1 protein-coding gene is annotated in these 2,789 nt (G+C 40.4%); it reads right to left on the reverse strand.

Annotation, left to right across the window (positions count from 1 at the left end; translation table 11 throughout):
• Positions 1-39: 39 nt before the first annotated feature.
• A partial coding sequence (locus VN429_RS05845; RefSeq protein ID WP_325630851.1) for a methyl-accepting chemotaxis protein occupies positions 40-2,789 on the reverse strand: 2,750 nt, incomplete at its 5' end.

The following is a 2,789-nucleotide window of genomic DNA, read 5'->3' on the forward strand; positions in this document are numbered from 1 at the left end:
GTACAATATAATAATCTGATCATGACCACATCTGCTCTATTAAGACACCTTAAACTTGGTCATTTCATGAGAGATATTTTCGACAATATGAATAACTCCATTCATAATTTTGCTGATCTCATCGATGGATATACTTGCTTCTTCTGTTGCAGATGCGGCTTCTCCTGCCTCTTTTGATGTATTCTGGACCAGGCCTGCAACCTCGTGAATACTTGCAGTAACTTCCTGTACAGATGCTGCCTGCTCTTCTGATGCTGAAGCAACTTCAACTATACTCTGGTTAATTTTCTCAATAGTGTCTGCAATCTTCCCAAATGCTGAAAGAGTCTCTTCAAGAGCGTTACTCCCTTCTTTTACTGCTTTTGTTGATCGTTCCATGGCCTCGGTTGCCTGACTGGCTTTACTTTGGAGTGTTTCGATCATGTCAGCAATATTTTCAGCCGATTTGCGTGAATCCTGTGCGAGAGATTTGACTTCTGCAGCCACCACGGCAAATCCTCTTCCTGCCTCACCTGCCCGTGCTGCTTCAATTGCAGCATTAAGAGCTAATAGGTTGGTCTGATTTGCGATATCAGAAATTAATCGTACAATCTTACCAATTTCATTCATCTGGGCATTTATTCCATTGACAATAGAATCAACTTCACCTGTTGAAGTTGTAATATCACCCATAGATTTTTCAGATTGTTTGGCAAGGGTTATTCCTCCTTTTGCGAGTAAATTTGTCTCATCAGAAGCAGTAGATACAGATTCAGTCTTTTGTGATACTGATGATACTGTCTGGTTGAGATCCTCCATTGCTTTCAGTACCTGGATGATTCCCTCTCCACCCAGATCAGCATTCTGGCTTACTTTCCCGGTATTATCTGTAATATGGTGAGCTCCTGCCAAGACTTCCTCAATACTGGCGTTTGCTTCTTCTGCACTGGAAACAAGGTTCTCGACACTTGATTGAATCAGGGATATTGCCTGTGAAACCTGAATTCCAATGTTATTCAGTTCAGTTTTAAATTGTGTCCAGTCACCCTTGACATCAATTGTTGTATCGAACCGGGCAGTAAAATTATAATGTGCATAATTTTCAGCTATTTTCATGGACTCATTGATCGGAATATTGATGGAATCGAGAGTTTTATTCATTCCTTCAATGATTTCACGATAATCTCCCTCATGAACTGAAGAATCAGATCTGAATTTGAGATCCCCGGCTATTGCTGCACGTGCCATAGCATTTGAATCGTCAACAAGGTGGGTTATCGCTTTTCGTGCTGTATCTATTGCCTGCCCTATCTTTGCGAACTCTTCTTTTGCTGATTTTGAATGTTCATCTGCATCAAGAATCCTGACATTAAAGTTGGTATCCCCTCTGGCAAGTGAGTCGATATTATTCTGGACGTCTTCTACAGATCTTTTCACATAGTCCACTAATGATCGCATTGCGGTCATATCTGAGAAAATTTCAATGAATCTGACAACGGTATTTTTTCGATCCAGAATTGGAATGTACACATAATCAAGATGCTTTATTCCTGCTGGTGTTTGTAAGATAACTCTTCCCAGAACTGGTTGTTTTGTCTGAAATGCTTCCTGGATTGTCTTGCCTTCCCGCTCTTGAACCTTTATGTCGGTTAGCTTCATCCTGATAATCTCTTCGTGGTTATATCCAAGCATTTTTGAGCAAGCAGGATTTGCTTCAGTAATCCTCAGATCTGTGTCTATCATCATAATGGCATGAGGATTATCACGAATAAATGCCTCTATCTCATTGATATATGCCATCTGGTCAGATACATCAATGTACATCGCAACCAGGCTTTTTACTTCATTATTTACATCTAATACCGGGATATATGTCAAATCAAGAGTTTTTACAGCCCATCCAAAATCAGCTACGAGTCTCCCTTTAGATGGTTTTTTTGTTGTAACAACATCAGCTATTGAAGTTCCTTCCCGTTTAATTACAGTTAAATCCCGCCCGTTCATCGAAAGCAGTTTTTCCTCAGGAATATGAGAAATATCAAGGAATGCCTGATTAACTGCCAGAATATTCCCATTAATATCAAGGGACATGATTGAAGCCGGATTTTCTTTGATAAAGGAATCAGCTTCTGTAATCTTCTCAACTAATGACGTTACATCCGCGAAAATATCAAAGACTTTGGTGACTTTTCCCAACTTATCAAATATGGGAATATAGGTATATTCCAGGTGTCTGACTCCTGCCGGGAAGAGACATGTAATTTTTCCTCCCATGGCCTTCCTGTTTTGTATAGCGTCACCGGCAGTTGCACCAGTTCTATCAGTGGACTTAAAGTCACTGTGTTTCATCAGGATGGCTTGTTCGTGAGAGTACCCTGAAATCCTGCAAAAGGCCGGATTTACATCCATGACAGTCATTTCGGGACTGAGGGTCATGACTGCATGGGGACTCTCATGGAGGAACAATTCCATCTCATTAAGACGACTGTCCTGTTCGGTTACATCGATATACACACCAACTATTCCCATGATATCCTGTCTGACATCAAGCACTGGAATATAGGAATAATCAAGAGTTCTGACGCTCCAACCAAAGTCAGCAACCATTCTGCCTTTTGATGGTTTTTTAGAGGAAATGATTTCTGAAAATGACGGACCTTCCCGTTCTACTACATTGAAATCTTTTACATTCATTGTGAGAAGGTTTTCCTGGGACATGTGGGAATATCCTGCAAAAGCAGGATTTGCTTTGGTTATGTTTCCTTTTATGTCAAAAGATAATATTGCTGCTATGTTTTCTGACGTTAATG

This window comes from Methanospirillum sp. (assembly GCF_035560735.1).
GTDB lineage: Archaea > Halobacteriota > Methanomicrobia > Methanomicrobiales > Methanospirillaceae > Methanospirillum.